Origin of the sequence: Rhizobium album, from assembly GCF_003122325.1 — a bacterium.
Taxonomy (GTDB): domain Bacteria; phylum Pseudomonadota; class Alphaproteobacteria; order Rhizobiales; family Rhizobiaceae; genus Metarhizobium; species Metarhizobium album.
The window spans coordinates 300,155-324,297 of record NZ_QFBC01000001.1 but is presented as its reverse complement, the minus strand read 5'-3'; the positions used below and the strand labels follow the sequence as shown (position 1 = coordinate 324,297).

The window sequence follows — 24,143 nt, the reverse complement described above, 5'->3', positions numbered from 1 at the left end:
TCTTCAGGGGCGGGGTAATCACTCCAGAGGACGCGGGTACTCCCTATGGTGGGCGGTAATCGACCGGCCGCGTAGCCGACCAGTGCGGGGGTAACGCGCCAGACGGCTCCTATAGTGGGCCGAAATCACCAATCGCAAATCAGTCGGGTGCCGGTAGGTTATGCTCAGTCGAGAGGAAAGTTGGCCCAGAGGTACGCATTGAGGTACGTCCACAGGTACGCAGTGGGTCGAATAGCCCATCCAACGTATTCAAATCATTTGATAATTTTTACTGAGGGGAAATTGGCTGGGGAACCTGGATTCGAACCAAGATTAACGGAGTCAGAGTGTTTTCAGTTACTTTGAAAATATTGACCTTTTTACGCCCATGTTGCACCCATGTTGCGGATCAACATTCCGGAAATGCATAGGGCTGCCTCATGTCGCTGACGGGACCGCGAACAAAGCTTGCTCGGCGGCAGCCATTTCCGCCCCCTCATCAGCGGCCGGAAACAGGTGGCCGTAGGTGTCGAAGGTCACTTGAATGGAGCTATGCCCCATGCGGGTTTGCACGGCCTTTGGCGTCAGTTCCAGCCCGCCGTCCGCTTTCCGATTGATACACCACGAGGCGTACCAATGGCGTAGCGCGTGGAACCCTGAATATTTGGCTGCCAAGATCGGGTTTCCTCCCTCATCGACCTTCGCCGTTTCCACAGTGACGCCGGCAGTTATCTCCGTTTGCCAAAGGCCTCGGTGCAACATGTTGTTATGGAATTCGATGTTGCCAGCTTGATTGGGGAACACCAGATCAGCCTCGCTCGCCGGACAAGCCAATCTCCATTCCTTTAGCGTGTTGGTCACCATTGGTGGTAAAGGTACTGTTCTCTGCCCTGATCCGCTCTTGGGCATCCCAATCTCGCCGTAACGGTCGGCGCGCTGGCGCACATGCAGCGCACCCTTTTTCAGGTCAACGTCGTCCCAGCGCAGCCCGCGCGCCTCGCTGGCGCGCAGCCCGGTGAAGATCATCGTGACGAGAAGCGGGCGATAGCGCCCTGTGGCGGCCTCCAGAATTGCGCGGATCTCCGCGTTGGTCGGAATGTCCACGCCGACCCGGAGACGTGCTTTGGCGCGCTTCTCTGAAGCCTTCGCGCCCGACCTTGCTTTGGACAGCTCATGGACGGCGTTGCGCACGACCAAGCCCCTGCCCTGCGCATCAGCCAGGATGCTGCCAAGGGAAATCGTGACACGCTTCACCATCGCAGCCGATCGGCCTTCACTGCGCAACTGATCCTGAAAAGCTCTCACCCATGGCGCGGTTACCTTTGACAGCTTCACAGCACCGACGAATGGTATGATGTGCAAATTGAGATGTTGGCGGCGTTGATCGACCGTTGTCCGCTCCAATCCGGCTGCATCGCCGGATTTTAGCCAAAGCTTGCCAGCCTGTTGTATCGTGACAGTGGCGCTGTCTGCGACGTGGACGCCTTCCCGGACCTCGACGGAGGCCGTGGCGGCGAATTGGTCAGCCTCCTTTTTCAGTCGGAAGGTTTTGAGGCGACGTTTTCCAGCGGTATCGATGTAATCGACTACCCATGCCTGTTTTTTATCGCCCTTCGGATTGGTCCATTCGCGCTTTCGAACAGACATAAAGTTACTTCGTCGCCCTTGTGAATACGAGATCCTGAACCTTGATTACAGGCCGGTTCGGCTCGTCTTCTAGATAGGTCTCCGCAGCAAGTTCGCCTCCAACTTCAACCGTTCTAACGCGCCAGGGGCTGTTTAATGAAGCAGATGCCTTGTTGGCGGCGGCAACAAGCGCCTCTCTTTCCTCTGGCGTCTTCGTTTGCGCAATCGGAGTTACGTACTTCTCTATGAATTCGCCAATACCCAAGCCCTCTGGGTAAACCTCCTCAAGTGCGGCCACAATCTCCGCAGTCATGCTGCGTCGCTTTCGCTCGGCGGCAGCCTCTATTCTCTTTTTAAGAGCTTCCGGGAGCCGGAGCCTAAAATGCAGATCTTCTCTCGCCATAACACACCAATGACACACACAGCTATTGACAACAATGCCACACGTATGACACACGATACATGCCACACCAATGACACACAACGACTAACAAGGAATTACAAATGGCACAAACTGATCAGAAAATGGAGCTGATTTGGGGAGCTGAGGAGATTGCAAAGATTATCGGCCGAACGCCCCGCGTAACCTTCCATCTGCTCACGACGGGGGCTTTACCTGCAAAAAAAGTTGGAAATCGATGGGTTGCGGAACGCAGCAAGCTCCTCGCCTTTTTCATGGAGCAGGTTTGACCATGACCCATAACGTAAACGGCCCGGCCAGTGCGCCAACACTGCCGAGCCTTGGTTCGAATATTCCCCAGAAGGAAACGAATATGAACGGGAAGGTGCATAGCACAGACGAATGGACCGCGCCAGTCGTGACACGCCGAAAGGCCATTATTGCCATCGCCGCCGCTGGAGCCATCGCAGCACTGCCAACGGCGAGCACAGCCGAAGAATCGGAGGACGCCTGGGACAAAGCATGCCGACTGGCCGACGAGTTGTCAGGCGTCTTGAATGAGACGCGCGGGGGTGGGTGGTTCGTCACGGTCTACCCCGGTAACCACTCCGACAGACCTATTTGTTTCAGGCGAATATCCTCTCATTTGAGGCGGCAGAATGAAATCGATCCACGCCTTAAAGCGCTTATCGACGCTCACGAAATGGCGTTTCGCACCTTTTCCGATGAGTGCATTTTTACCGATCAAATCTCTTTAGGTCGCAAGGCTACAAAAACCGAATTGCGTCGGTACTGCCGCGCCGCTAAGCGCGAAGCAGCAGCCTTCGATGCAGTTTTAGCCTTTGTGCCAAGAAACGATGCTACTCGCATTAGGAAGGCGCAGTTCTTACTCGATTTCAACAGCCATTCGCAGCTCAATGACAATCAGGTCGAGTTGTTGCTGATTTCCATGTGTGGAGGCTTTGCGTGATGAGCAGAGGTTCACCTGACAAAGATCAGCGACGTGCCTCCATGGGTTACGCCCTTGATGCTATCGACGAAATTAACACCGCCGCAGGCTTTCTCCTTGGCGTCTGCATGGCTTTGGAGGCGATTGGCGGTGAAAAGGGGGATGCTCTCAATTTGATCGCCCTGACCGCGCGTGGTCACCTCGATGAAGCGCGAAACCTAATCGAGGGCGGCATACCACCTCGGCACGCTGGGGTGTAAGCGGATGACTGAGATATCTGCTGACAAAATTCAGATAGCGGGCGGATGGCTTGCCCGCAACCGTGATGCAGTTTCGGGGCCCCTGCTGCCCTTCCTTCGGCGTAAGTTCGACCTGAATATTTTGGAGGCCATAGAGGCCTGCAAGCTCGCTCACCGGCTGGAATATGATGAGCGAGCGCCCTGAGCTTCCAGATAAAAACGATATCCCGATTGCTTACCGCGCGGTCTGCCTCTCTCCAATTTCTGGTGGAGCCAAGCAGATCGCCGCGATCATCATCGGTCATTTCAACGTCAAAACGGGCCAGTGCGACCCTGGAACGGACACCCTTATGCGCCGCGCAAACTTGAGTAAAAGAGCCGTGATAAAAGCAACGGAAGAACTCAACCGTACCGGTCTGGTTGTAAAGATCAGGCACGGCGGGAACGGTTTCCGCTCTCAGTATCAACCCAAATGGAAGCTGTTTAGAGAGGTCGTTGACGCGTTTGTGAGCGACGATAATGCCGCCGAGATAGTGCACAAAAGTGCACTTAGTAGGTGCACAAAAGTGCACTTAGATAGTGCACTTTTGTGCACCCTAACTAAAGCAAGAAACTCAAGCAAGAAACTAAAAGGCTCTGACGGAGCGAGTGGAGGGGTCGAGCCCACATGGCCTGAATCATCCTCGTCGGCAGAGATTGCCGAGAGGGTGCGAGGGCTTGTGAAGATGAGCGTGCAGCACCCGCATCAATTTCAACGCGGACCACTCACGGTTGTAGACGCCGAGGCGGTGGCTAGGCACCGTCTCAATCAAGCAATCGATGCGCAGGGCGAAACGGTGAGGTCCTTCGTCCTTGAGCGGATCACTCCAGAAATCGAACAGGCCGGCGTGATTGCCGAGATGAAGAGCAAGGGTTCCGGCCTTCGCCTTGTCGTTGACCGCGTGTCCAGCATAGCAGCCGAAAGGAAAATCTGATGGCAAAGAAGCCGAACTCATTCAGGCCGCGTGGTATGCCAACCGCTGCGGAACGTGAGCGGGAATACGACAGACAGCGCAACGCGCAAAGGCCATGGCGGAAATGGTATTTTAGCCGCCGCTGGAAAAACGAGCGTTTGAACTTCCTGTCCGAACCGGAGAATCAATTCTGCCGGCGCTGCCAGGCGGCCGGATTGCTCAATCCCGGTACGATGAGGCCGGACGGCTCGTTGCAGCGTGACCCGCGACGTATGCACCTTGTCGTGCACCACACGGTGCGCCATCACGGCGACCCCTCGCTCTTCTGGGATAGAAGCCTATGGGAGCCGATTTGCCCTGACCACCACGATAGCGAGGCCCAAGCCGAGGAACGGGCATTCGTGGCCGAAATGGCGCGGCGGGGGGGTGGGTAAAAGTTCAAAAGGCACAGGGTGTCCACCGGTGGGTAACACCCCGCACGCCGCCGCGAAATTCCCGAAAAAGTTTTTTCTTGAGGACTGATGATGACCGAAATTGACCCGAAACTCGCTGATGCCGCTTGGCGGAATGGCCGCGACTGCGCCGACGTTGCGTTTCTTCACCAGCCGCCGCCCTGGTCCGATGAACACGCGGAAAAAATCTTCGAACAGATGGCTTCCGCGCTGATCTCGTCATTTCCCGGCGGCCACAGCGCCTTCGCGCCAAACGCCGAGCTGATCGCAAAAAACGCCCGTGAAGGTTTCGACGAGCGCTTGCGTGAACTTATGGCCGGCCCGTCTGTGGAAGGCTCTCAACGCTCCAGTTGACTTTGCGAAAACGGTGGCCTAGCGTTTCGACGGTTCGATTGATTTGCTCACTGGCTGGTCCGGGGGCAATAGATCGGTTCCACCTTCGATCGTACCGGCCACCAAACCGGGCACGAAGCAAACAGGCCTTTTGGCCGCGATGCTTTGTTAACGACGAAGGTGAAACCATGTCGAAACTCCTCAGTGATCCCATCTATCAGGTTCATCATGCTCGCGCTTGCCCTTTCGAGGCCAAACGCGACGGCGCAAGCATCGTACTTTCCGGCTACGCGCTGGAATGGGCGGTTGTCGGTAACCATGGTCAGTGCTTTTCAGCGGCAGCAGTTAAGCCGGTTGCCGCGCCGCTGATTGTCTCTCACGTCACCAATAAACAGATTGGCACTTGCGCGCTGGAAGCGGATGGCGAAGGCATGTTCTGCCTAGCTACTCTCAGCCACGACTGCCCCGCCGATATCGTCGCCCAAATCGAGCGCCGCGATTTGTCGTGGTTCACGGCGGATATCACCGTACCAATCTCTCAGGCCTCGCAGAAAATCTGCGTGGATGAATGGTCGTTGGCCGCCGTTAGCTTGGTTCGTCCCGATTTCGGCATTCGCAGAGCTACAGCATCGAGGGGGCCGCTCCTGCTGGAAAGTAAGGCTGCCGTAATCGATCTGCTGCGAGACAACGGCGTGCCTCGCGCTGCCGCCGAACGCATTGCATCCGGTGGATGGCCGGCCCTTTCCGGTATCACGCCGGTAACGCCAAGTTCCCTCAAAGTCGACATCGACAACATCACTCAAGCGCTCAAAGGAGCAGTGAAATGAACGACATTGCAGCACTCTCGGCAAGCTTTCAGGAGTTCGCCAGCACCGTCAATAAACGTCTCGCGATGCAGGAAGAAGCGATCGGCAATACGGTAATCCCTGCCGTATCACGGCACATCGCGATGGATAAGTCCTTCAACAGCGGCAATCAGGATTTCGCCCGCATCGAGCGTGAAGCTCTCGGCGGGTTCCTCCGTTCCAATGGTGATCAAGCAGCCTTGCGCGGTCTCGGATTGGAGGCCGGTGGTTTCGATGCCAGCGTTGCTTCGTCCATGAACATCAGCAGCGATCCGGCTGGCGGCTATCTCGTGACGCCGCATCTCAGTGAAGCGATCCAGCGGCGCCAGGCTGACATTTCCCCCATTGGCCGCCTGGCTCGCACGGTGACGCTGACATCCGGTGATGCCTTCGAGGAGCCGGTGGACGCTTCGGAAATCGGTGCAGAATGGGTCGATGAGACGGAGGATCGGCCGGAACTGGACACGACGAAACTCAAGGGCATCCACGTTTCCTTGAATGAGATTTATACTCTCCTGCCGGTGACGCAGCGCTTGCTGGATGACACAACCTACAACATCGGCTCCTATCTCGAAGACCGGATCTCCGAAAAGTTCGCGGAGAAGTCTGGGCAAGCCTATGTGAAAGGTACGGGCAACAAGCAACCGGAAGGCTTTCTCAATCGCGCGTCCAGTACCGATGCGGATGGCGTTCGTGATTACTTCACCCTGCAGCACAAGGAAATCACGCTCGCCGGCTTCAACGGCGGCGGTGATACGGCCATCGATGCGCTCGTTGACTTGGTTTACACCCTGCGCGCGCCGTACCGCACGAACGCACGGTGGCTGATGAATTCCAAGACGGCTGGCGCGCTTCGGAAGTTCCGCGATGGTGAAGGCAACCTTGCGTGGGCGAACAGCCTTGCCGCAGGCCAGCCCAATTTGCTCCTCGGTTATCCGGTCGAATTTGATGAAACCATGCCGGATGTAGGTGTCGGCAATGTCCCGATTGCTTTCGGCGATTGGTACAAGGGTTACATCATCGTCAACCGCCCCGGTATCCGCGTTCTCGTCGACCCCTACACTAAGAAGCCCTACGTGCTGTTCTACGCCTACACCCGGACGGGTGGCGGCGTTCAGAATGGCGAGGCCATCAAGCTTCTCAAAATCACTGCCAACCCCTGATCAGGGATGGTCCTTGAGGCTGAATAGCTAGGCCAATAACGGAAAGCCGCCCTCCCATCGCTTAGTCTTTCAGGGTCAAGGGCGGCGAGGCTCAAGCAGCAGGTGGTCAATTTGACCACCTGCTAGATCTATATGTACCTTTTAGAAAGCACCGATGCTGACAGAAATTCATTCCGCGACGAATCTGGGCACATCATGCCGAAGGTTGCCCATATTTTATCTTCTATGCTCCTAAAATTTTGCTCCGCATACTCGTCCAATGTGACTATCATGGACCTAATGGCAGCGCCATTCATCAGATTGATGGAGGCAGGCCTATGTCGATTGATCGGATTATTCACGTAGGTTTTAGGGTGATCGCTTTTAAACTCGCCATCTAGAATCCAGGAACCCGCAGAACTGTCCGTATAATGGTTCAGGTAGTCGAGGATATGAATGAGGTGAGCAGCCGTCGCACTTACATCGAAAGGATCTATTTCGACCCCACTATCTGGAGCGGCAGACTCATGGACCCCAATCACGTCGACGACGCCTGTTTCGTCGATCCGCCAGATATCAAACTTCCGAAATCCTTCGACGCCACGAAATCGCTCCCTTTGCGCGCCGAACGACCTCATTTTCCACTCCTCTATCACCCACAACGGATAATCGGCGATCCCAATACTTGGGGCACTTGAGCGGGGAGGGAATAGCTTCAATGAAACGACATCCTTCGCAAGGGTTGGCATTTGCAGTGCTCGTTCTGAAACGGCGGTTAAGCGATATCGGAAACCGTCGAATGGAAGCTGCATGTTAGTAAACAGCTTGCGGGATGAGTTCTGCTCTTCTGAGACCCTTTCGCGGCTTGTGCGGGCTTCCCAAAAAATATTCTGCAAATCGGTCATTTCCATTGGTTGGCATGCTGCGTCACGTCGCCAATAACACGCCGGCGGGCGACCTACGCCGTGCGGGGCGGCGGACGATTTCGGAATGTGTATTACCACGTATCCCTCATCCGCTTCCGCATGAGCAAGTATCGGAGTAACTTTCAAGCCCATGATTCTAGGTGAAATTGAACCGCTAAAACTGTCTCGAAGTCGCTCTACAAGAGTGACCACCGCTGACAAAGGAGAGGCAATCGATCTTGCCCGTTTGGGGTGATCTTTGCTTTCTTCGATCCCAACAACGACCACGCCTCCCGATGAATTCGCGAATGCCACGATTTCCTCCGCGAGGCCGCGTGCTTCGTCTTTGTGCAGTTTTCCAATGTCTGCCCACCCCTTACTGCCGTTCGGCTTTTGCAGGTTTTCCTTTAATTCGAGATAGGAACTTTCGGCGGCTTCAAGCTCGACCAACGCGTGAAGGTCTTCCAAGGCCCACTCATCACTAGGCTTGCTTAAGATATCTTGCACAGATGACATTGATCGTCCTTTTACGAACACGAGAACTACTAATCTTCGGTTGTATTGTATATTGACTTAAAGTCTTCCGAATTGATACGACCGTCCAGAGACGGAAGGGGATTGGCATGACAACCGAAGAATTGGAGGAAATTCTCGAAGGTGCTGAAGAGATTGATTCCTTAGAATTCAAGCAAGCAATGACCTGGAGCAAAAATTCTCTCGTAAAAGATATACTGGCAATGGCCAATATCGAAAATGGAGGGCGTATAATTTTTGGCGTCACCGACGATTTTCAGCGACAAGGGCTCACCGAAGAACAAATTGCATCATTCGACCTTGATACGATGCGGGACCACGTTGGTGAGTTTGCTGATCCGTACGTCCGGTTCTCTAAAGCAATTGTGGAAGATGTCGGTGGGCGGAAATACGTAGTTGTCGACGTCGCGCCCTTCGACGACGTGCCAGTGATTTGCAGGAGAGATGGTGCAGAGGTTGTGAAGGGCGCGATATACTATCGGAGCAGAACGCGACGGCCGCAAAGCGCAATGATCTCAAATTCCGGAGAAATGCGCGACCTTATAGATATCGCTGTAGTCCGAAGAGCTAGGCGAAACCAACGGATCGGCCTGGCCGTCCGCCTTGAGCCTGGGTACAATTTTGATGCCGAGTTGGGGGGACTCTAATGCAAGAAGCGCTCATTGAGCGGATTAGGGGTTTAGGTCACACGCGGCTGCTAATTCGTCCCCTAGCTGCGCCCGAGCACTTCCTGACACTGCAGGAGTGCCATTCGATTGTTGAGAAAAGCGCGGTGCTCCTTAGAGGATGGGATCTACCCCATATTCACAAGCGGGGAAATGACGCCAACGGTGCCCGCGAAAATGTCGGGGAATTTGCACAGCACTGGACAACTTGGGACTATCATGTCGAATTCTGGCGCATGTATCGGAGTACTCAGTTCCTCCACTACAAGGTGTATAGGGAGGATTTACGCGAAAATCTTCCAGGAAAACCTGACGCACCATTTCTTGAAGTTGGCTGGACAATCTTTTTCTTTACGGAGGTTTTAGAGTTCTTATCGAGACTTGTTCGAGAAGGCTTATACGGCCAAGGCTGCGAGCTAACAGTGACATTCTCTTCTACGGAGGCAAGACGCCTTTGGATCGGCGATGGAAGAAGAATGGGATTTTCCCACCCTCGCGAGACTCATGCACCTTGCTTGGTCGTACACCGAAAACTCACGTCAAATGAGGTGCTCGCTGGTGCGAAAGACATTTCCCTAGACATGCTAATCGAGTTTTTCCAACATTTCGGTTGGGAACCTGGGCCAGAACAGATTCGGATCGACCAAGAGCGGCTGCTAAACCGGCAACTTGGCTAGTCAGAACGCAGTGGTCACGGTTTCCGTATCTGGACCCGTTCAGTCTGGCAGGTATGCCTGCTGAAGGTCAGTCGCTAGCTTTCCAAAATAGTTGGCAAGCTTCATCGCTGCGATTGGAGCTCGTTCGACATTCTCAAGTGAGATACGCACCACATCAACCGTATGGTCTAAATCCGTAGGATTGACTTTACTCAGTGTCAAAATCCCCAATTTAACGTCAAACTCATTAAGTGTGCCATGCGCGAACGCGTCACGCGCTTCTTTTGTTCGATAAAGCAAGTCAATCATCGATCCAAGCTCGCAATTAAATCCTTTCAGTTCAGGGACACGTTCAAATATCTTCTTACAGTACTTTATTTTATCCTTCAGTCCGAAGGGCCGCTTTACCTTCAATCCGGCCTTTCCTACAAGTGGAGCACTAATTTCAGAGATTGCAGCCAAATACTGCTCAATGAAAGTGAAGCAGATTATCAGCACTCCTACTTGAGGAGCGATTTTTGCAACAATTTCCTCAGTAACATTATGATTGGAAATTTCTAAATTCATTGCGCCGTCCGGCTCCGACCGAATTCAATCACACTTGAGAACACTAGCGTGATGCAACTTGGATTGCATGTAGTTTATTCACAACACGCAATGGCTTTCCTGAAGGTACAAGCCCTGTTTCTGTTTGGCATAAGCATCTAAGCTCATGCGATTGAAGACACTTTGCTAGCATGACTGGGTCAGCAAATTTACCGACCCCCGAATCAGCGGCCATCCGCCAGCGCTTACGCCACTGGGCAAGGGTTGGGCGCCGTGCATAAAGGAATCAACAGCGGCCCTCAACCGAGCTAAGGGAATGATAATGTTCCAACCGAGAACATTTTTTTACTCTTCCTGTGTCGCGTCCTTGTCGCATGGATCAGCGGGAACTGCTTGCGAATGCCCGTAAATCAGGCGAAATCAAGCGCAACATGAATTTTGCATCCCGGCTTCCGGGTAGGCCTCTTTTGTAGGCAAGAGTTTGACTTTGTTGAGCTTTTTTTGGCTGGGGAACCTGGATTCGAACCAAGATTAACGGAGTCAGAGTCCGTCGTTCTACCGTTGAACTATTCCCCAACGCTGGAGCGCGTTTGCGTCGCCTTCGGTGAAGCGGCTTATAAACAAAAAAAATCGCGCTTGCAAATACCCGAAATCAAAAAACTTCGATTTTTCTGGGGGGCAAGCTGCCAGTCAAATGAAAAGCTTGGGATTTTCGGAGTGAAGGGGTGGTGGGAGGTCGATTTTTCGTTTGCGCTGCCGGCAGGCGCGCGGCATCTTCGGCGGTCTTTGGCAGTGTGCGGGTTTGGGTTATGGAAAGCGACGTCATCGTCCTGGGTGCGGGCATCATCGGCGTGTCGGCCGCCATCCATCTGGCAAGGCGCGGGCGGCAGGTGGTACTGATCGACCGGCGTCCGCCCGGCGAGGAAACCTCCTTCGGCAATGCCGGGCTGATCCAGCGCGAAGGCGTGGTGCCTTATGGTTTTCCGCAGCAGTTCGGCCTCCTCATGCGGTATGCGCTGAACAAACGGGTGGACGCCTCGTTCCATTGGCGCGCCCTGCCCTCGCAGGCAGCCTTCCTCGCCCGCTACTGGTGGCATTCGAATGCCGGCCGGCACCAGAAGATTTCGGCGGCCTATGCGCCGCTGATCGCCCATTCGATCAGCGAGCACGCCGATCTCATCGCGGCCGCCGGCGCCGGCAACCTGATCGCCAGGAACGGCTGGCAGGAGGTGTTTCGCAGCCAGGCAGTCATGGATGCCGAGTTTGCCGAAGCCGAGCGGCTGCAGAAACGTCATGGCGTCAGCCACCGGCAGCTTTCGGCGCAGGATCTTGCCCGCGGCGAACCGTTCATGTCAGGGCCTTTCGTCGGCGGGCTGCACTGGAGCGATCCCTGGTCGGTGCGCGATCCGCATGCCCTGACCATGGCCTATATCGGCTATTTCGAAAAACTCGGCGGGCGTTTCGTCACCGGGGATGCCGCCTCGCTTTCCGCGGACGGGTCGGGCTGGCGGGTGCAGACAGCGGATGGGCCGGTCTCGGCGCGGGATGCCGTGATCGCGCTCGGCCCCTGGTCGGACATGGTGACGCGGCGGCTCGGCTACCGGTTTCCGCTCGGCGTCAAGCGCGGTTACCACATGCATTACAGGCCGGAGAACGGCGCGACGCTGAACAACTGGACGCTCGACAAGGAAACCGGCTACCTGCTGGCGCCGATGAACCGCGGCATCAGGCTGACCACCGGTGCCGAATTCACCGGGCGCGACGCGCCGAAGACGCCGGTGCAACTCGACCGCGCCGAAGCCGTGGCGCGCCGCATCTTCCCGCTCGGCGAGCGGCTGGACCCCGAACCCTGGATGGGCGCCCGCCCCTGCACGCCCGACATGATGCCGATCATCGGCAAGGCGCCGCGCCATGCCGGGCTGTGGTTCGGTTTCGGGCATGCCCATCACGGGCTGACGCTCGGGCCGGTGACCGGCCGGCTGCTGGCCGAGGCGATGACCGGCGAAGCAGTGCTGATGGATATCTCGGCCTATGCCCCCGAACGTTTCAGGCCGTGATCGCGGCGCCGCGGCGCGATGCGCACCGTGATCGCCACTATTATATTGACGAAAACATTCATGTTTTATAAGCCGCCCTCAAGAGATCGCCGCGATCCCGAGAGGTCATGATGCACACTACGCTCCTGAAGACGGATACCGAGCCGGCGCAAACCGCATTTTCGACGCATGGCGTCAGTTTTTCCGTCGAGGGGCGTATGCTGGTCCATCCGCTCGATGTGGCGTTCCGGGCCGGCGAGATGTCGGCGCTGGTCGGGCATAATGGATCGGGCAAATCGACGCTTCTGAAGATGCTGGCGCGGCAGATCAAGCCGACGGCCGGCACGGTGCGTTTCGACGGCAGCGATATCGCCGCGATGCCGGCGCGCGCCTTTGCCCGGTCGATTGCCTACTTGCCGCAGGATACCTCGGCGGCTTCGGGCATGACGGTGCGCGAACTGGTGGCCTGCGGCCGGTATCCCTGGCATGGCGCGCTTGGCCGGTTTTCGGAAACGGACCGGGAAAAGACCGAGGAAGCGCTGAAACTCACCCATGTCGACAGTTTTGCCGACCGTATGGTCGATACGCTGTCCGGCGGCGAAAGGCAGCGCGTGTGGATCGCCATGCTGGTGGCGCAGGACAGCCGCTGCCTGCTGCTCGACGAACCCACATCGGCGCTCGACATCGCCCACCAGATCGACGTGCTGTCGCTGATCCGGCAATTGTCGCACAGCAAGGGGCTGAGCGTGGTGATCGTGCTGCACGACATCAACATGGCGGCTCGGTTCTGCGACCACATCCATGCGCTGAAGGCCGGGCGGCTGATCGCCGCCGGCGATCCGCAGTCGCTGCTCAATGCCGATACGCTGAAGGATATCTACGGTATCGACATGGATGTAACCGAACATCCGGTGCTGAAGACGCCGCTTGCCTATGTCGTCTAAGACCAGGTTTCGGTCGACGGGGATCACCCGCCGTGGCCTGCTCGGCGGGCTGGCGGGCGGATTGCTGCTACCGCGCATGGCATCGGCTGGCGTGGCGCCGACCGGCCCCGTCGTCGCACTGGAATACGGTATCGCCTCGACGATGCTGACGCTCGGCGCCGTGCCGGCGGCGGTCGCCTCCCTCGACGGCTGGCAGAAATGGGTGGTCGAGCCGGCCATGCCGCCAGAGGTCGTCGATCTCGGCAGCGCCTGGGAGGTCAATCTTGAAATTCTCGCCGGCATGCGGCCGGAGCTGATCCTGACGACACCCTTTCTCGCCTTCCTGAGGCCGAAACTGGAACCGATCGCCCCCATCGTCAGCATCGACGTCTATGGCGCCGGCGGCGGCGACGCGCTGGAGCGGGCGATCGACGAAACGGTGAAGCTCGGCGATATTCTCGGGCATCAACAGCAGGCGGCGGCATTCCTCGGCGAAGCACAAGCGCTGTTTGAGGATTGTGCCACGCGCATCCGGCGGCTGCGGCCCGGACCGATCGCGGTGGTGAGTTTTACCGACCAGCGGCATGCGCGCATTCACGGCCGGCCGGGCCTCTATCACAGCGTCATGCAGCGCATCGGCGTCGAAAACGCCTGGACGGTCGAGACGAACATGTGGGGCTTCCAGACCATCGGCATCGAGGAACTGGGGCGCCTGCAGGCAGACAGGACGCGCCTCGTTGTCATGGAGCCGCTGCCACCCGACGTGCCGGCGGCGCTGGAGCGCAGCACCCTGTGGCAGAGCCTGCCCTTCGTGCGGCAGAAACAGGTCTCGACCATGCCGGCCGTGCTGCTGTTCGGCATGGTGGAGGAGGCGCGGCGCTTCGCCCGGCTGCTGACAGAACATCTGGAGAGGCTCGCATGACGGCGCGGTCGCTTTCCCTGCCTGCGGGCGGTTTTGGCGCACCGGCTATCGTATTGCTGCTGACTGCTGCGGCGGCGTTTCTCGCCTGGCAGAATGCCGCGCCTTCGCTTGCCGCCTGGGGCAATGCGCCGGCGGAGTACGATCCGGCGCGCATGCTGCTGCTTTACTCGACACTGCCGCGCATGGCCACGGCGCTGATCTGCGGCGCGGCGCTGGCGCTGTCGGGCACGCTGTTCCAGCAGGTGCTGCGCAATCCGCTTGCCTCGCCGACGACGCTCGGCGTTTCCGCCGGCGCCAGCCTTGCCCTGTCGCTCGGCGTGCTGTTTGCGCCGGCGCTGATCGGCATCGGCCGCGATCTGGTAGCGCTTGCCGGCAGCGCGGCGGCAACGGCGCTGATCTTTGCGCTCGGCGCGCGCCGCGGCTTCTCGCCGTTCTCGCTGGTGCTGTCGGGGCTGGTGGTCAGCCTGTGGTGCGGGGCGTTTTCCTCGATCCTCATCCTGCTCAACGACCGCTACATGGTCAGCCTGTTCATCTGGGGTGCCGGCTCGCTGGCGCAGCAAAGCTGGGACATCCCGCTCGGCCTGCTGCCGCGCATCGGCCTGCTGGCCGTGCTGGCCGTCGCCATGGCGCGGCCGATGGCGCTCCTGGAGATCGGTGAAAACAGCGCCGGGGCGCTGGGCCTCTCGGTGTCGCAGCTGCGGCTGGCGGCGGTGGCCGTCGCCGTCGGCCTGGCCGGCTTCGTGGTCAGCGCCGTCGGCGTCATCGGCTTCATCGGCCTGGTCGCGCCGGCGATCACACGGCTGGCGGGCGCGCGGCGGGTGTCGAGCCAGCTTCTGTGGTCGCCGCTGATCGGCGCCGCCCTGCTGTGGTTCACCGACGAATCGGTGAAGGCGATGGCGGGTGTGGTCTCGGATTTCCTGCCGACCGGCGCGGTCACCGCCGTCTTCGGCTCGCCGCTTCTCCTGCTCCTGTTGCCGCGGCTGAAGGCCATGCACCGCAGCGTGCCGGAGGCGCGCAAACCGCTGCCGCCGCTGATCACGCCTTCGTCGCGCAACCTGATCCTGGTTTTCGCCGTCTTTGCCGTGCTGCTTGCCGGCGCTCTGTTCTTCGGCCGCACGCCGGACGGGCGCTGGACCTGGCTCGGCGCCGCGGAATGGGATGCGGTGCTGCCGATGCGGGCGCCGCGGGTGTTTGCGGCGCTTGGCGCCGGCGCCATGCTGGCGGTGGCCGGCACGATCCTGCAGCGGCTGACCAACAACGACATGGCAAGCCCGGAAGTGCTCGGCGTCAGCGCCGGCGCGACCATCGGCGTTGCTATCTCGCTGTTCGTTTTCGTCTCGCCGGCGCTCGGTGTGCAGATCGGCTTCGCGGCGGTCGGCGCCGTCGTCATCATCGCCGTCATCTTCGTTCTCGGCATGCGGTCCGGCTTTGCGCCCGAGCGGGTGCTGCTCGCCGGCATCGCGCTCGGCGCCATGCTGGATGCCTTCATCGGCGTTCTGGCGGCAAGCGGCGATCCGCGGGCGCTGACGCTGATCCGCTGGATGGGCGGCTCCACCTACAGCGTCGATGCCGAAAGCGCGACGACGGTGTGTGTGCTGGCCGTGGTTTTCATTCTGCTTGCGCTGGCCACGCGGCGCTGGCTCGACCTGCTGCCGCTGGGTGCCGTCGCCGCCCGAGAACTCGGCATCCCGGTCTCGTCGGCGCGGGGCCTGCTGTTTTTGCTGGCCGCCGTACTCAGCGCCGGGGCAACGCTGGTGGTCGGGCCGTTGAGCTTCGTCGGGCTGATGGCGCCGCACCTCTCGCGGGAGGCCGGGCTGACGCGGGCATTGCCGCAGCTTCTCGGCGCAGCCCTTGCCGGCGGCGGCCTGATGGTACTGGCGGATTGGGGCGGGCGCATGATGGCCTTTCCCTACCAGATGCCGGCAGGCCTGGTTTCGGCGCTCGTCGGCGCACCCTTCCTGATCTTCCTGCTGCTGCGGCGGCGCGCCTGATACGCCGGGTCGCCGTTATTCCCGCACCACCGCGGCCTGCGCCTCGACTTCGAGGAAACGCGTGCGGCCGAGATGGCCGGCGCCATCCTGGATGTCGGCGGTAATCGCCAGCTTCAGCGCCTCGGCATTCCCGTTGCGGATGGCCTCCAGCGCCTCGGCGTGCCGGTCGACGCGGTAGCTTTCATGCAGGTTCTCGGTGGCCTCGCGCATGAAGGGGCCGAGCCGCAGCCAGATCGATTCGATCAGCGGCACCAGGACAGTGGACGAATGCACCTCGTAGAGGCAGCGATGGAAGGCGAAGTTGCGCTCGATGCCGAGCTCGATATTGCCGGCGGAATAGGCCTCGTCGATTTCCGTGTCGAGCTGCTGCAGGCGGGCGAGCCGGATATAGTCGATATGCGGCAGGGCGCGTTCGGCGGCAATGGTTTCGAGCGCGATGCGGGCGGCGATGATTTCGTCGAACTTGCTGGGGTTCATGTCCGGCACCCTCACCCGCCTGTTGTCGAGGTGTTCCAGAGCGCCATCGGCCACGAGACGGTGTAACGCCTCGCGCACCGGCATGGCGCTGACGGCAAGCATGTCGGCAATGCCATGGATCGTCACCGGCTGCCCCGGCGGGAAGCCACCCGTCATAATGGCATGCCTGAGGCTGCGATACACCCACTGCTTGACGGATTCGGAAGACAACCGGTCCTCGGACGCCCACATTCTCTTTTCCCCCGACGGCAGTCTCTCTCCCCTGCGAAATAACCAGTGCCGATGCAGGAATTTCCACCGCATTCGGCTCTTGCCATGCTAGACTGAGCCTGTCATCTTTTTGATCAACATTACGCCATGCACAAAAAATAACCCTTTTCAATTTGATCAAACCATGATTTGATATGATCAAATTCAAGATGAGTGTAGAGCCGGATAACATTCTGTCAACAGAGGATCGGCCGGGCCGGACGACCGCCCAAACAGTCCATCCGGCGCAAAACAGGGGGAATGGATGGGAAATCAGCCTGCTGGGAAAACCCGCGGCGGTGAGATTGCCATGCAGAACATCGTCAAGGACTTCGGACATTTCCGGGCCGTGAACGATGTGACGCTCAAGATCGCTTCCAATGAATTCTTCACGCTTCTCGGGCCGTCCGGCTGCGGAAAGACGACGCTTCTGCGTATGATCGCCGGCTTCGAGATGCCGACGAAGGGCAGTATCCTGCTCGATGGCGCCGGGATCGCCTCGCTTCCGCCGAACCAGCGGCCGATCAACACCGTCTTCCAGAACTACGCGCTCTTCCCGCACATGACCGTCGCCGACAATATCGGCTTCGGGCTGAAGATGCTGGGACGACCGAAGGCGGAAATCGAGAAGACCGTCGCGGACATGATCCGCCTCGTCCGCCTGGACGGGCGTGAAAAGAACCTCGTCACCCAGCTGTCGGGCGGCCAGCAGCAGCGTGTGGCGCTTGCCCGCGCACTGGCGCCGCAGCCCAAGGTGCTGCTGCTCGACGAACCGCTCTCGGCGCTCGACCTCAAGCTGCGCAAGTCGATGCAGATCGAACTGAAGCGGCTGCAGATGGAAACCGGCATCACCTTCGTCTTCGTCACCCACGACCAGGAAGAAGCACTGACCATGTCCGACCGCATCGCGGTGATGTCGGAAGGCCAGGTGCGCCAGATCGGCTCGCCCTGGGAGATCTACGACCGCCCGGCCGAACGTTTCGTCGCCGACTTCATCGGCGAGACCAACTTCCTCACCGCCGAGGTGGTGTCCGTCTCGGGAGACCGGGCCCGTGTGCGGCTCGCCTCCGGCGCCGAAATCCCGGCAAGCTTCCCGGCCAATACGACGCCGAGCGGCAAGGTGACGGTGGTGGTCCGTCCGGAACATGCCAGGGCCGCGCCGGTTTCCGGGGCGTCGGTGCTGCGCGGCACGATCCACGACATCGTCTATCTCGGCACGGACACCCACCTGCATGTCGTGCTGGAAGACGGTACACCCTTCATGGTGCGCCAGCAGAACGCCCGCAGTGGCCCGTGCGGCTACGACAAGGGCGAGACGCTCGGCATCGAATTGAGCGACGACGTCGCGCAGATTCTGAGGGACTGAGATGGCCATCAGCCCAGCAGAAGCAAGCGAAATTGTCCGTAAGAAAGACATCCGCAGCCGCTGGCTGCTCAGCGCGCCGGCGCTGATCCTCATTGCCGTCGCCGGTGTCGGGCCGCTTTTGATCGTCGTGGTGTATTCCTTCCTGGCACCGGGCAATTATGGCGACGTCAAGTGGGAGTTCTCCACCGAGGCCTGGTTCAACGTTCTCCTGAGCCGCGACATCTTCGACGACACCGTCACCCTCGCCGACGCCCACCTTTCGATCTTCCTGCGCAGCATCCAGCTGGCAATCGTCACCACGGTGCTGTGCGTCGTCTTCGGCTTTCCGACCGCCTATTTCATCGCGACGCGGCCGATCCACACACGCCAGATCTGGCTGTTCCTGATCACCATCCCCTTCTGGACGAACATGCTGATCCGGGCCTTCGCCATCCAGGAGGTGATCCGCAACGAAGGCATCGTCAACTCGCTGCTGATGGGGCTTGGCCTCATCGCCGCGCCGATACCGATGATGTTCAGCGATTTCGCCATCCTGGTCGGCATGACCTACGTCTTTCTGCCGCTGATGGTGTTGCCGCTCTATGCCAGCATCGACAAGCTGGATTTCCGGCTGATCGAGGCGGCCTACGATCTCTATGCCAGCCGCTTCAACGTGCTGATGCGGGTGATCGTGCCCCTGGTGAAGCCGGGCCTGATCGCCGGCTCGATCCTCGTCTTCATTCCCGCGCTCTCCTCCTACGTCATTCCGCGTGTTCTCGGCGGCGGCAAGAACCTGATGATCGGCAACCTGATCGAACTGCAGTTCGGCCAGGGCCGCAACTGGCCGCTCGGCGCCTCGCTGTCGGTGACGCTCGTCATCATCGTGTTGTTCGCCATGCTCTATTATGTGCGCAACGCCAGCCGGTCAGGAGGCACCCATGGCTAGGCAGTTCTCCGTCAAACGCCTTCCCGGCTTCTCCACGATCGCCATGATCTGCTTCATCGGCCTCTACATGCCGATCGTCACCCTGGTGGTCTACGCCTTCAATGCCGGCACCTCCATTGCGGTCTGGGAAGGGTTTTCGCTGCGCTGGTTCTACAGCGCCTGGAACAACACCCAGGTGGTCGATGCGTCGATCCGCTCGCTGCAGATCGCCTTCTGCGCCGCGATCGTCGCCACCGTCGTCGCCACCATGGCGGCGATCGCAACGACGCGGACGGCGCAATATCGCGGCCTGACCTTCAAATACGCCTTCATCAACCTGCCGCTGCTGGTGCCGGAAATCGTCACGGCCGTGGCGCTCCTGATCTTCTTCTCGCAGATCAAGGTCTATACCGGTTATTCCGGCCTCGGCTACCTGATCGCCGCCCACGCCGCCTTCTGCATCCCCTTCGCCTACCTGCCGATCCGGGCGCGCCTGGAAAGCATGGACCTGACGCTGGAGCGCGCCGCCGCCGATCTCTACGCCACGCCGTTCCAGGCGTTCCGCTATGTGACGCTGCCGCTGCTGTGGCCCGGCATCCTCGCCGGCATGATACTCGGCTTCGTCATTTCGCTGGATGACGTGGTCATCACCGAATTCGTCAAATCTGGCGGGCAGGATACCCTGCCGACCTATATGCTCGGGCAGTTGCGCCGTGTCGTGACACCTGAAATGAATGCGATCTCGACAGTGTTTCTGCTGCTGTCGTTTGCCATCGTGACAATCTTCTTCTTCCTCAGCAGAAACGAAAAAACATCATAACAGGAGAACATGCATGCAACGGAAACTGGGATTTGCAGCACTTGCGCTGGCGCTGCTCGGCTCGACGGCCATCGCGCATGCGGAAGGCGAGCTGAACATCTATAACTGGGGCAACTACACCAGCCCCGAAATGATCAAGAAGTTCGAAGACACCTTCAAGGTGAAGGTGACCGTCACCGACTACGATTCGAACGATACCGCGCTTGCCAAGATCCGCCAGGGCGGTCACGGCTTCGACATCGTCGTGCCGTCGGCAAGCGTCATGCCGATCTGGATTTCCGAAGGGCTGCTGCTCGAGTCGCGCCCCGACCAGATGGAAAACTTCAAGAACGTCGATCCGCAGTGGGTGGACGTTCCCTTCGATCCGGGCCGCCACTATTCGGTTCCGTGGCAGTGGGGCACGACCGGCGTGACCGTCAACAAGTCGGCCTATGCCGGTGACATCAACACCTCCGCGATCTTCCTCGACCCGCCGGCGGAACTGGTCGGCAAGGTCAACGTCGTTCCGGAAATGTCCGACGTCATGCACATGGCCGTCACCTATGCCGGTGGCGAACCCTGCACGGGCGACAAGGCAATCCTCAAGAAGACACGCGACATCCTGATCGCCGCCAAGCCGAAGTGGGCCTCGATGGCCTATGGCAACGTCGAGCAATACATCAAGAACGACCTGATGGCCGGCGTCAACTGGAACGGCGCCTCCTTCCGTGCCCGTCTCGGCAACAAGGATGTCGCCTACGGCTATCCGAAGGAAGGCTACCCGATCTGGATGGACAACGCCTCCATCGTCAAGGACGCCAAGAACGTCGACAACGCCAAGCTGTTCCTCAACTTCATCATGGACCCGGAAAATGCCGGCATGATCTCGACCTTCGCCCGCTACGCCAACGGCATCAAGGGCTCCGACGCCTTCATGCCCGCCGACATGAAGGGTGCGCCGGAAATCGACATTCCGGAAGAACTGAAGGCTGCCGGCAAGTTCAACCTCGCCTGCGCTCCGGAAATCCAGGAAATCTACACCAAGATCTGGACCGAACTGCAGAAGTAACGGCACCTGCATAATTTCTCAAAGCGGAATCGATTTGAGAATAAAATTATGCAGCACTTTCAAAGTACTACAGCGTCCTTAGCGCGTCTTTAAAGACGCGCGGCGCTGTAGGCCACAAACAGGGACTGCCGAGCGGAGGAGCGCCCTGCTCCTCCGCGCATCGGCGGATGATTTTGATGACCCGTACCTTTTCCGATACGCATGGCTTTGCCCGCGCAGACGTGACGCTCGCTACCTGGCGAACCGCCCCCTACAATGTCTGGGCCTTCCAGAATCTTCGCGACCTCGTTCCGACCGCCGAAATCACCTGCGCCAAGGTCGAGCCCGAAGAGGCAATCGCTCCCGACAGCATTGTCGATGCGCCGATCGACCCCGGCATCGACGGCATTTCCAAGGTCGGCGACTTCCTGCGCCATGCCCATACCGACGGTCTCGTCGTCATGCGCAGCGGCAAGATCGTCGGCGAATATTATGCGCCGCATGCCGACGTGAACCGGCCGCACGTGATCTTTTCGGTCAGCAAATCGCTGACGGCGCTGATATCAGGCATTCTGGAAGGACAGGGCGTCATCGACCCGGACAAGCCGGTGAGCGCCTATATTCCCGAAGCTGCCGGCAGCGCCTATGGCGACGCTACCTACCGCGACGTGCTCGACATGCGCGTCAGCCTCGATTTCGAGGAGGCCTATCTCGATCCGAACGGCGCCTTCGCCCGCTATCGCCGCGCCACCCTGTGGAATCCGCGCGACCCCGGCCTGCCGAACGAGACGCTGCCGGATTTCCTCTTGTCGCTGAAGAAGGCCGACAGGCCGCATGGCGGCAAGTTTACCTATCTTTCCCCCAACTCCGACATGCTCGGCATGCTCTTGGAGCGGATCACCGGCGTGCGTTTCGCCGAGCTGATGTCGGAACTGCTGTGGAAGCCGCTCGGCGCCAGGAACAACGGGTATGTCACCGTCGATGCCGTGGGCAGCCCGCGCACGGCCGGCGGCATCAACGTCACCACCCGCGACCTGGCCCGCGTCGGCGAATTGCTGCGCCAGGGCGGCGCGATCGGCGGCAGGCAGATCGTCAAGCCGGCCTGGATCGCCGACATGACGCAGAACGGCGACCGGCAGGCATGGATCGACGGCGGCAGCCAGTTGCTGGCCAACGGCCGCTACCGCAGCAAGTGGTACCAGACCGGCGAGGCTGACGGCTCCTATTGCGGCATCGGCATCCATGGACAGTGGCTGTGGGTCGATCCGTCCACCGAGACGGTGATCGCCACCGTTTCGTCGCAGCTCATTCCGATCAACGACGCGATGGAGAAGGACACGATCTCCTTCTTCCGCGCCATCGGGCGCCTGGCGCTCTGAAAGACAAGAACGATACGAGGGAACATCATGCAGACCGAAGCGAATTTCATCATCCGCAATGCGCGGATCCTCACTATGGACGAGGCCAAGCCGCGCGCCGAAGCGCTGGCGATCGCCGGCAACAAGATCATCGCCGTCGGCACCGAGGCGGATGTCGCCGCCTTCTCCGGCCCGGACACGATGGTGATCGACGCCGAAGGCAAGAGCGTGCTGCCGGGCTTCAACGATGCGCATGTGCACATCTTCGGCGGCTCGGTGGAGCTTTCGGAACTGTCGCTGTTCCGCGTCAAGGGGTTTGACGCGCTGAAGAAGGCAGTTCTCGACTATGCCGCCGCCAACCCCGACCTGGCGCTGATCGTGGCGCAGTCGGCCGACTACACGATCATTTCCGACGAGGAACGCGTCACCCGCCATCATCTCGACCGCATCCTGCCCGACCGGCCGTTGCTGATGTTTGCCCCCGACCACCACATCGCCTGGGCCAACACCATCGCGCTTGAGAAGGCCGGCATCCTGCATGGCCGCGACGTCGGCGTCGGCAACGAGATCGTCATGGGCGAGGACGGGCTGGCCAATGGCGAGCTGCGCGAATCGAACGCCATCCGCCCGGTTTCCACCATGGGCAAGACCGGCGCGCGCGAAATGCTCGGCGTCGGCACCGGCGGCGAGCCGGAAAACGTGACGGCGGAAGACCGGGCCAACGATATCGCCGTTCTGAAAGAGGGCCTCGCCTATTGCGCCTCGCTCGGCATCACCTCGATCCAGAACATGGACGGCAATCTCTACCAGCTGGAACTGATCGACGAGATCGAGAAGGAAGGCGCCCTGCCGGTGCGCGTGCGCATTCCTTTCCACATGAAGAACTTCATGCCGCTCTCCGACCTGGAAGACAAGGCAGCCACCTGGCGCGCCCGCTTCAACACCGACCGGCTGCGCAGCGATTTCGTCAAGATGTTCGTGGACGGCGTGACCGAAGGCGAGACGGCCGTGTTCGTCGACGATTACAGCCACAAGCCGGGCTGGAAGGGCGAGGCGCTGTTCACCCAGGAGCATTTCGACAGCATCACCACCGCCGCCGACAAGCTCGGCCTGCAGATCGCCGTGCATGCCATCGGCGACGGCGCGGTGCGCATGGTTCTCGACGGTTACGAAGCCGCCGCCAAGGCGAACGGCAAGCGCGACAGCCGCAACCGCATCGAGCATATCGAGGTGGTGCATCCCGACGACATCAAGCGGTTCGCCGAACTCGGCACCGTCGCCTCGATGCAGCCGACGCATCCGCCGGGCTGCGCCGGCCTGCCGACGGAGCCCTACCTCACCTATATCGGCGAAGAGCGCTGGCCCTATGCCTTCGCCTGGCGGACGCTGGTCGATGCCGGTGCCAAGATCGTTTTTGCCACCGACTGGCCGGTTTCGCCGCTGGCGCCGATGAACTGCATCGAATCGGCCATGACCCGCGGCGTCTGGAAGGAAGGCATGAAGGACGAGCGCCTGAGCTTGCATGAAACGCTGGCAGCCTATACCAAGGGCGGCGCCTATGTGGAGTTCATGGAAGACCGCAAGGGCACGCTGAAGGTCGGTTATCTCGCCGACATGGTGATCCTCGACGCCGATGTCGAGGCGACGGCCTTCGACAAACTGGCAGCGGTTCGTCCGGTCAAGACGATCTGCGACGGCAAGATCACTTACGAAGCATGAGGAAGAACCGCCCGGCAAGGCGGTGAAGGCATAAGCATGATACGGTTTCTGATCTACAACGAAGAGACGGGCTATCGTTAGCGACGACCTTTTTCGCGCGGACGCGTCTGCGTCCGCGACTGCAGGC

25 protein-coding genes and 1 tRNA gene are annotated in these 24,143 nt (G+C 59.6%); 20 read left to right on the top strand and 6 right to left on the bottom strand.

Annotated features, from left to right (window positions below; translation table 11 throughout):
• Positions 1–417 precede the first annotated feature (417 nt).
• Positions 418–1,626 carry a tyrosine-type recombinase/integrase gene (locus tag DEM27_RS01585; RefSeq protein WP_109456428.1) on the bottom strand — a complete coding sequence of 403 codons (1,209 nt, stop codon included), beginning with the start codon at positions 1,624–1,626 and terminating at the stop codon, positions 418–420.
• A gap of 4 nt (positions 1,627–1,630) precedes the next feature.
• Positions 1,631–2,008, bottom strand: coding sequence for an Arc family DNA-binding protein (locus DEM27_RS01580; RefSeq protein ID WP_109456427.1), 378 nt, complete (start codon positions 2,006–2,008; stop codon positions 1,631–1,633).
• Between the two features lie 101 nt (positions 2,009–2,109).
• On the opposite strand from DEM27_RS01580, the gene DEM27_RS01575 reads away from it, so the two are divergent.
• The 8 genes from DEM27_RS01575 to DEM27_RS01535 all read left to right on the top strand — a co-directional run bounded on the left by DEM27_RS01575 (position 2,110) and on the right by DEM27_RS01535 (position 6,939).
• Positions 2,110–2,295, top strand: coding sequence for a hypothetical protein (locus DEM27_RS01575; RefSeq protein WP_109456426.1), 186 nt, complete (start codon positions 2,110–2,112; stop codon positions 2,293–2,295).
• Between the two features lie 2 nt (positions 2,296–2,297).
• Positions 2,298–2,975 (top strand): hypothetical protein, encoded by a 678-nt coding sequence (locus DEM27_RS01570; RefSeq protein WP_128755419.1) that lies wholly within the window; start codon positions 2,298–2,300, stop codon positions 2,973–2,975.
• Positions 2,975–3,214: a hypothetical protein gene (locus tag DEM27_RS01565; RefSeq protein ID WP_109456424.1), complete on the top strand. Its 240-nt coding sequence runs from the start codon at positions 2,975–2,977 to the stop codon at positions 3,212–3,214. Before DEM27_RS01570 ends, DEM27_RS01565 begins: the two co-directional genes overlap by 1 nt.
• Positions 3,215–3,378: 164 nt before the next feature.
• The gene (locus DEM27_RS01555) at positions 3,379–4,167 is read left to right on the top strand and encodes a helix-turn-helix domain-containing protein (RefSeq protein ID WP_128755418.1); all 789 of its coding nucleotides are present in this window, start codon (positions 3,379–3,381) and stop codon (positions 4,165–4,167) included.
• Positions 4,167–4,580 carry a hypothetical protein gene (locus DEM27_RS01550; RefSeq protein ID WP_109456421.1) on the top strand — a complete coding sequence of 138 codons (414 nt, stop codon included), beginning with the start codon at positions 4,167–4,169 and terminating at the stop codon, positions 4,578–4,580. Before DEM27_RS01555 ends, DEM27_RS01550 begins: the two co-directional genes overlap by 1 nt.
• Before the next feature lie 87 nt (positions 4,581–4,667).
• Positions 4,668–4,952, top strand: a complete 285-nt coding sequence (locus DEM27_RS01545) for a hypothetical protein (protein WP_109456420.1) — start codon at positions 4,668–4,670, stop codon at positions 4,950–4,952.
• Between the two features lie 167 nt (positions 4,953–5,119).
• Positions 5,120–5,758: a hypothetical protein gene (locus DEM27_RS33455; RefSeq protein ID WP_128755417.1), complete on the top strand. Its 639-nt coding sequence runs from the start codon at positions 5,120–5,122 to the stop codon at positions 5,756–5,758.
• The gene (locus tag DEM27_RS01535; protein ID WP_165823322.1) at positions 5,755–6,939 is read left to right on the top strand and encodes a phage major capsid protein; all 1,185 of its coding nucleotides are present in this window, start codon (positions 5,755–5,757) and stop codon (positions 6,937–6,939) included. The genes DEM27_RS33455 and DEM27_RS01535 overlap by 4 nt, the downstream gene beginning before the upstream one ends.
• Before the next feature lie 128 nt (positions 6,940–7,067).
• Here the strand turns inward: DEM27_RS01535 and DEM27_RS01530 are convergent, their stop codons facing one another.
• Positions 7,068–8,339 carry an AlbA family DNA-binding domain-containing protein gene (locus DEM27_RS01530; RefSeq protein ID WP_109456417.1) on the bottom strand — a complete coding sequence of 424 codons (1,272 nt, stop codon included), beginning with the start codon at positions 8,337–8,339 and terminating at the stop codon, positions 7,068–7,070.
• Between the two features lie 107 nt (positions 8,340–8,446).
• On the opposite strand from DEM27_RS01530, the gene DEM27_RS01525 reads away from it, so the two are divergent.
• Both DEM27_RS01525 and DEM27_RS01520 read left to right on the top strand, forming a co-directional pair.
• The gene (locus tag DEM27_RS01525) at positions 8,447–9,004 is read left to right on the top strand and encodes an ATP-binding protein (RefSeq protein ID WP_109456416.1); all 558 of its coding nucleotides are present in this window, start codon (positions 8,447–8,449) and stop codon (positions 9,002–9,004) included.
• Positions 9,004–9,699: a hypothetical protein gene (locus tag DEM27_RS01520; protein WP_109456415.1), complete on the top strand. Its 696-nt coding sequence runs from the start codon at positions 9,004–9,006 to the stop codon at positions 9,697–9,699. Before DEM27_RS01525 ends, DEM27_RS01520 begins: the two co-directional genes overlap by 1 nt.
• 39 nt (positions 9,700–9,738) lie before the next feature.
• Here the strand turns inward: DEM27_RS01520 and DEM27_RS01515 are convergent, their stop codons facing one another.
• The gene (locus DEM27_RS01515; RefSeq protein WP_128755416.1) at positions 9,739–10,245 is read right to left on the bottom strand and encodes a hypothetical protein; all 507 of its coding nucleotides are present in this window, start codon (positions 10,243–10,245) and stop codon (positions 9,739–9,741) included.
• Between the two features lie 481 nt (positions 10,246–10,726).
• Positions 10,727–10,800: transfer RNA gene (locus DEM27_RS01510), tRNA-Gln, on the bottom strand.
• A 233-nt stretch (positions 10,801–11,033) separates the two neighbouring features.
• Here DEM27_RS01510 and DEM27_RS01505 point away from each other — a divergent pair.
• The 4 genes from DEM27_RS01505 to fhuB all read left to right on the top strand — a co-directional run bounded on the left by DEM27_RS01505 (position 11,034) and on the right by fhuB (position 16,096).
• Positions 11,034–12,281, top strand: a complete 1,248-nt coding sequence (locus DEM27_RS01505) for an NAD(P)/FAD-dependent oxidoreductase (protein ID WP_109456413.1) — start codon at positions 11,034–11,036, stop codon at positions 12,279–12,281.
• 107 nt (positions 12,282–12,388) lie between these two features.
• Positions 12,389–13,204, top strand: a complete 816-nt coding sequence (locus DEM27_RS01500) for an ATP-binding cassette domain-containing protein (protein WP_109456412.1) — start codon at positions 12,389–12,391, stop codon at positions 13,202–13,204.
• Positions 13,194–14,105 carry an iron-siderophore ABC transporter substrate-binding protein gene (locus DEM27_RS01495; protein WP_245445602.1) on the top strand — a complete coding sequence of 304 codons (912 nt, stop codon included), beginning with the start codon at positions 13,194–13,196 and terminating at the stop codon, positions 14,103–14,105. Before DEM27_RS01500 ends, DEM27_RS01495 begins: the two co-directional genes overlap by 11 nt.
• Positions 14,102–16,096: a Fe(3+)-hydroxamate ABC transporter permease FhuB gene (fhuB, locus tag DEM27_RS01490; RefSeq protein WP_109456410.1), complete on the top strand. Its 1,995-nt coding sequence runs from the start codon at positions 14,102–14,104 to the stop codon at positions 16,094–16,096. Before DEM27_RS01495 ends, fhuB begins: the two co-directional genes overlap by 4 nt.
• A gap of 15 nt (positions 16,097–16,111) precedes the next feature.
• Here fhuB and DEM27_RS01485 read toward each other — a convergent pair whose 3' ends face one another.
• On the bottom strand, positions 16,112–16,804 hold the full coding sequence (locus tag DEM27_RS01485; RefSeq protein ID WP_109456409.1) for a GntR family transcriptional regulator: 693 nt from the start codon (positions 16,802–16,804) through the stop codon (positions 16,112–16,114).
• A 328-nt stretch (positions 16,805–17,132) separates the two neighbouring features.
• Between DEM27_RS01485 and DEM27_RS01480 the strand changes: the two genes are divergently transcribed.
• The 6 genes from DEM27_RS01480 (at position 17,133) to DEM27_RS01455 (ending at position 24,016) form a co-directional block, all read left to right on the top strand.
• Positions 17,133–18,188, top strand: coding sequence for an ABC transporter ATP-binding protein (locus DEM27_RS01480; protein ID WP_245445600.1), 1,056 nt, complete (start codon positions 17,133–17,135; stop codon positions 18,186–18,188).
• A gap of 1 nt (position 18,189) precedes the next feature.
• Complete coding sequence (locus DEM27_RS01475) at positions 18,190–19,113, top strand: ABC transporter permease (RefSeq protein WP_109456407.1); 924 nt, start codon at positions 18,190–18,192, stop codon at positions 19,111–19,113.
• Positions 19,106–19,912: an ABC transporter permease gene (locus tag DEM27_RS01470; RefSeq protein WP_109456406.1), complete on the top strand. Its 807-nt coding sequence runs from the start codon at positions 19,106–19,108 to the stop codon at positions 19,910–19,912. The genes DEM27_RS01475 and DEM27_RS01470 overlap by 8 nt, the downstream gene beginning before the upstream one ends.
• A 13-nt stretch (positions 19,913–19,925) precedes the next feature.
• Complete coding sequence (locus DEM27_RS01465) at positions 19,926–20,960, top strand: extracellular solute-binding protein (protein WP_109456405.1); 1,035 nt, start codon at positions 19,926–19,928, stop codon at positions 20,958–20,960.
• 176 nt (positions 20,961–21,136) lie between these two features.
• On the top strand, positions 21,137–22,318 hold the full coding sequence (locus DEM27_RS01460; RefSeq protein WP_109456903.1) for a serine hydrolase domain-containing protein: 1,182 nt from the start codon (positions 21,137–21,139) through the stop codon (positions 22,316–22,318).
• A gap of 27 nt (positions 22,319–22,345) precedes the next feature.
• Positions 22,346–24,016 (top strand): amidohydrolase, encoded by a 1,671-nt coding sequence (locus tag DEM27_RS01455; RefSeq protein ID WP_109456404.1) that lies wholly within the window; start codon positions 22,346–22,348, stop codon positions 24,014–24,016.
• Positions 24,017–24,143: the final 127 nt, after the last annotated feature.

What these genes read in the sequence shown, in the direction of transcription:
- DEM27_RS01530 (WP_109456417.1), bottom strand. Translation starts at nt 8,339, where the DNA reads ATGTCATCTGTGCAAGATATCTTAAGCAAGCCTAGTGATGAGTGGGCC.
- DEM27_RS01565 (WP_109456424.1), top strand. Translation starts at nt 2,975, where the DNA reads ATGAGCAGAGGTTCACCTGACAAAGATCAGCGACGTGCCTCCATGGGT.
- DEM27_RS01495 (WP_245445602.1), top strand. Translation starts at nt 13,194, where the DNA reads ATGTCGTCTAAGACCAGGTTTCGGTCGACGGGGATCACCCGCCGTGGC.
- DEM27_RS01525 (WP_109456416.1), top strand. Translation starts at nt 8,447, where the DNA reads ATGACAACCGAAGAATTGGAGGAAATTCTCGAAGGTGCTGAAGAGATT.
- DEM27_RS01545 (WP_109456420.1), top strand. Translation starts at nt 4,668, where the DNA reads ATGATGACCGAAATTGACCCGAAACTCGCTGATGCCGCTTGGCGGAAT.
- DEM27_RS01535 (WP_165823322.1), top strand. Translation starts at nt 5,755, where the DNA reads ATGAACGACATTGCAGCACTCTCGGCAAGCTTTCAGGAGTTCGCCAGC.
- DEM27_RS01570 (WP_128755419.1), top strand. Translation starts at nt 2,298, where the DNA reads ATGACCCATAACGTAAACGGCCCGGCCAGTGCGCCAACACTGCCGAGC.
- DEM27_RS01505 (WP_109456413.1), top strand. Translation starts at nt 11,034, where the DNA reads ATGGAAAGCGACGTCATCGTCCTGGGTGCGGGCATCATCGGCGTGTCG.
- DEM27_RS01475 (WP_109456407.1), top strand. Translation starts at nt 18,190, where the DNA reads ATGGCCATCAGCCCAGCAGAAGCAAGCGAAATTGTCCGTAAGAAAGAC.
- DEM27_RS01500 (WP_109456412.1), top strand. Translation starts at nt 12,389, where the DNA reads ATGATGCACACTACGCTCCTGAAGACGGATACCGAGCCGGCGCAAACC.
- DEM27_RS01455 (WP_109456404.1), top strand. Translation starts at nt 22,346, where the DNA reads ATGCAGACCGAAGCGAATTTCATCATCCGCAATGCGCGGATCCTCACT.
- fhuB (WP_109456410.1), top strand. Translation starts at nt 14,102, where the DNA reads ATGACGGCGCGGTCGCTTTCCCTGCCTGCGGGCGGTTTTGGCGCACCG.
- DEM27_RS01470 (WP_109456406.1), top strand. Translation starts at nt 19,106, where the DNA reads ATGGCTAGGCAGTTCTCCGTCAAACGCCTTCCCGGCTTCTCCACGATC.
- DEM27_RS01550 (WP_109456421.1), top strand. Translation starts at nt 4,167, where the DNA reads ATGGCAAAGAAGCCGAACTCATTCAGGCCGCGTGGTATGCCAACCGCT.
- DEM27_RS01575 (WP_109456426.1), top strand. Translation starts at nt 2,110, where the DNA reads ATGGCACAAACTGATCAGAAAATGGAGCTGATTTGGGGAGCTGAGGAG.
- DEM27_RS01460 (WP_109456903.1), top strand. Translation starts at nt 21,137, where the DNA reads ATGACCCGTACCTTTTCCGATACGCATGGCTTTGCCCGCGCAGACGTG.
- DEM27_RS01465 (WP_109456405.1), top strand. Translation starts at nt 19,926, where the DNA reads ATGCAACGGAAACTGGGATTTGCAGCACTTGCGCTGGCGCTGCTCGGC.
- DEM27_RS01555 (WP_128755418.1), top strand. Translation starts at nt 3,379, where the DNA reads ATGATGAGCGAGCGCCCTGAGCTTCCAGATAAAAACGATATCCCGATT.
- DEM27_RS01480 (WP_245445600.1), top strand. Translation starts at nt 17,133, where the DNA reads ATGCAGAACATCGTCAAGGACTTCGGACATTTCCGGGCCGTGAACGAT.
- DEM27_RS01515 (WP_128755416.1), bottom strand. Translation starts at nt 10,245, where the DNA reads ATGAATTTAGAAATTTCCAATCATAATGTTACTGAGGAAATTGTTGCA.
- DEM27_RS33455 (WP_128755417.1), top strand. Translation starts at nt 5,120, where the DNA reads ATGTCGAAACTCCTCAGTGATCCCATCTATCAGGTTCATCATGCTCGC.
- DEM27_RS01580 (WP_109456427.1), bottom strand. Translation starts at nt 2,008, where the DNA reads ATGGCGAGAGAAGATCTGCATTTTAGGCTCCGGCTCCCGGAAGCTCTT.
- DEM27_RS01585 (WP_109456428.1), bottom strand. Translation starts at nt 1,626, where the DNA reads ATGTCTGTTCGAAAGCGCGAATGGACCAATCCGAAGGGCGATAAAAAA.
- DEM27_RS01485 (WP_109456409.1), bottom strand. Translation starts at nt 16,804, where the DNA reads ATGTGGGCGTCCGAGGACCGGTTGTCTTCCGAATCCGTCAAGCAGTGG.
- DEM27_RS01520 (WP_109456415.1), top strand. Translation starts at nt 9,004, where the DNA reads ATGCAAGAAGCGCTCATTGAGCGGATTAGGGGTTTAGGTCACACGCGG.